Genomic DNA, 3,262 nt, shown 5'->3' on the forward strand with positions numbered 1-3,262 from the left:
CGCGTCGCGGGGCGTGGAGCCCTCCGCCGCGTCGCTCACGCCGAATCCCCGCGCCGACGCGCGGCCGGCCGCGCCGTGCCGCGGCGGGAGGTCGGGCATCGGCTGGGTGTCCGGGCCGGAGTCGAGGTCGCCGGCGGGAGCCGACAGGTCCGCCGAGCCCTCGCGGAACAGCCGGTGGACCGGGATCGAGCCGGTCGTCTCCGCCCCGATCACCGGCGTCCGCCGCACCGAGGTCGTACGCGGCGCCCCCGGCGGTTCCGTACGCCCCGGGCCGCCGGGCGCCCCGGGTGCACCCGAACCCACCGACGCCCCGGAGCCGTCCGGACCGCCCACGGCGCTCGGCTCGACCGGAGCGCCCGGGCCCGCCGGCGCACCGCGATCCGTCCCCGGACCCGGAGCAGCGGGCGCGCCGAAAGCGCCTCGCCCCTCCGGCGCGCCCAGCCCTCCAGGCGCACCCACCCCCTCCGGCGCACCCAACCCCCCGCCCGCACCCGACCCCTCAAGGCCGCCATAACCCCCCGGCGCACCCGGCTCCGGGTACAGCCCCCGGTTCCGGCCCGCGGTGGGGTCGTCGTCCTCGTTGTCGCGGTTGGGTGTCGCTGTGGTCATGCGTTCCACCTCTTGCTCTTACTGGTTCATCCGAACAACCGGCGCCAGGTCTCCGGCCCCGGGTAGCCGTCGGCCGCCGCGCCGTGCCAGCCCTGGGCTCGCTGGAAGGCCTCGACGTTGCGGCGGTCCGCCTCCGTCCAGCGCGGACCGGGGCCCGACAGGTAGTGCTTGCCGAAGCCCCGCTTCACCAACTGCTTGCCCAGTTTCTCCACATATGCGTTGGACTGGCCCAGACGGAAGGAGCCACGCCCGGGGAATGCCGGTGCGGACGCGCTGGACCCGCCCGAACCACTCGAACCGCCGATGGCCCGGCCCTTGCCGGTGGCCAGAAGTCGCCAGGTCTCGGCGCCCGGCAGCCCGTCCGCGTCCTTGCCCGTCCAGCCCTGCGCCCGCTGGAACGCCTCGGTCGCCCTGCGGTCCGCCTCGCCCCAGCGCGGCCCGGGGCCGCCGTCCGCGTAGAAGCGCCCGCCGCCCCGCTCGACCAGCATCTTTCCGAGCTGCGTGACGTACTTGTTGTCCGCGCCGGGGCCGAAGTACGCCGCCCCGGGGTACGCCGTGGCGCTCGGAGCGCCGCCGGCGCCCGCGACCAGGCCCTTGTAGCGGTACGCCAGGTACTTGTCCGCGTTGTTCCAGTACCCCATCGGCGTCGCCTGCCTGCGCGTGCGCGGCTTCGTCTGCTCGTACGCGATGTACGACGTGTGGGTGTAGTCCGTCCAGCCGCCGAAGACCGTCACGTGCGAGCCCCGCGTCGGGTTGTCCGGATTATGAAAAAGCAGCATGTCGCCGGGCTGCAGCTCGGTGCGGTCGATCCGGGTTCCGTACCGGGCCAGGCTGCCCGTCCACTCGTTGGCGGGCAGGTTCCAGGCCATGGAGATGTAGCCGGAGCAGTCCTGGCGGTAGCCGTCGGACCAGTACTGCACCATCGAGTACGGGACCTGCGCCTCGACCCACAGCTTGGCCCGGTTGACGATCTCGGCCCGGGTGCTGTGGCGCAGCGTCTCGGCGGAGATCTGACTGCTCGTCGGGGCGGGGCCGGCGGCCGGCGGGCCGGGGTGCCCGGACGCGCCGCGGCCGTGCAGCGGACCGGCGTCGCCCTGCGGGGTGTCCGGCTGATGGCCCTCGTCGACCGCCGCGGCCGAACCCGTCCCCACCGTCTCCGCTCCCGCCACACCCCCGCCGCCCAGAACCGCGCCCGCCGCGGTCACCAGGACCAGCGCGCGGCGCGCTCCGTGCGCCGCCGGGTGGCCGCCCGCCCGGACAGGAAGGCCCAGGGCGAGGTCGCGGCGCTGCTGCGCGCAGCCGGGGCAGGCGCAGTCGGCAGCGGGCTCGTACTCCTCGAATACCGGCACGCTCATGCGAATCCCCTCCACACTCGTCAAGATCTTCTGGCGCTGGTGCACGGGCGTCAGTGTCTCAACTGTCCGGACATATCGCATTTTGACGGATCGAAGCTACGAAACGACCATCCGACAGGCCGGAGCGGATCGGAAATGGTCAGGAGCACTCTCAAACATCAGGTAGAGTTTTCTTCGTCAGCACGCGCCGCTAGCTCAGTTGGTTAGAGCAGCTGACTCTTAATCAGCGGGTCCGGGGTTCGAGTCCCTGGCGGCGCACGCGCAATCGAAGCCCCCTCACCATCGGTGAGGGGGCTTCGATCATGGTCGGGGCAGTGCCGGGTCAGCCCGCGTTGCGTGCCAGTTCCAGGGCGTACGGCTCGAACCAGTCGCCCGCCTTCGGACCGCCCTTGCACGCGCCGTCCGACTCGCCCGGGCGCTTGATCCACAGGTAGGCGCGGACCAGCGGGTCGGCGGTGCGGGTGGTCGGGGGGCGGCCGAGCGCGCGGCCCGGCGGGTTGCACCAGTTCTCCGCGGGGTCGCCGGCCGTGTAGGGGCCGTTGCCGTTGCGGCTGGTGTCGACGACGAACGGTTTCCCGTCGATCAGGGTGGAGAGCCGCTTCCCGTACGCGGTGCTGGCCTCGGTGGTCTGGAAGTTCGAGACGTTCACCGCGAAGCCGTCGGCCTGCGCGATCCCGGCGCGCCGCAGCGGCTCGGTGAGCTGCTCCGGCCTCCCCCAGCCCGCGTTGCCCGCGTCCACGTAGACGGTGGTGTGCGGCTGCCGCTTCAGGCGCTGGACGGCCGCCTTGAGCAGGGCGTACCGCTCCTCCTGGTACGACTGCTCCGTGCAGCCGTCGACCATGTGCATCACGGCGTCCGGCTCCAGGATCACGGTGGCGCGGCGCTCGCCGATGCCGCGGGCGACCTGCTCCACCCAGTCCCGGTAGGCCGCGCCGTCCTCGGCGCCGCCGGCCGAGTGCTGCCCGCAGTCGCGGTGCGGGATGTTGTAGACGACGAGCAGGGCGTCCCGGTCTGCCTGGGCGGCGGCCTCGGTGAACTCGCGGGCCTCCTCCTCGGGCTCGTCGGCGCCGATCCACTCTCCGACGGGCTGCTTGGCGATCTTCTTGATCAGCGCCGCCTCGGAGGCCCGGCCGGCCCTGACGTACGCGGAGACCTGGCGGGCCGCGGTGCCGTCCGGGTTGACCCAGAAGGGGGCGGTGTTCCTGGGCCGCGCGGGCGCGCCCGGCACCACGCCCAGATCGAGCGCCCCCGCCCGGTCGACGTCTGCGCCCGCGCCTGCGCCGGGCGCGCCGCACCCG

Annotated in this window: 2 protein-coding genes, 1 tRNA gene and 1 pseudogene; 1 reads left to right on the forward strand and 3 read right to left on the reverse strand. The window is 73.7% G+C overall.

Annotated features, from left to right (window positions below):
• Window positions 1–609: pseudogene (locus VIU94_RS08660) on the reverse strand (hypothetical protein); the annotation flags it as partial.
• Between the two features lie 26 nt (window positions 610–635).
• Window positions 636–1,964: a peptidoglycan-binding protein gene (locus VIU94_RS08665; protein WP_331909293.1), complete on the reverse strand. Its 1,329-nt coding sequence runs from the start codon at window positions 1,962–1,964 to the stop codon at window positions 636–638.
• Between the two features lie 184 nt (window positions 1,965–2,148).
• Between VIU94_RS08665 and VIU94_RS08670 the strand changes: the two genes are divergently transcribed.
• Window positions 2,149–2,222: transfer RNA gene (locus VIU94_RS08670), tRNA-Lys, on the forward strand.
• A gap of 64 nt (window positions 2,223–2,286) precedes the next feature.
• On the opposite strand, the gene VIU94_RS08675 is transcribed toward VIU94_RS08670, so the two are convergent.
• Window positions 2,287–3,262 (reverse strand): glycoside hydrolase family 6 protein (locus VIU94_RS08675; protein WP_331909295.1); only part of this gene is annotated, 976 nt, incomplete at its 5' end.

This window comes from Streptomyces sp. (genome assembly GCF_036566765.1).
In the GTDB taxonomy this organism is placed as follows: Bacteria; Actinomycetota; Actinomycetes; order Streptomycetales; family Streptomycetaceae; genus Streptomyces.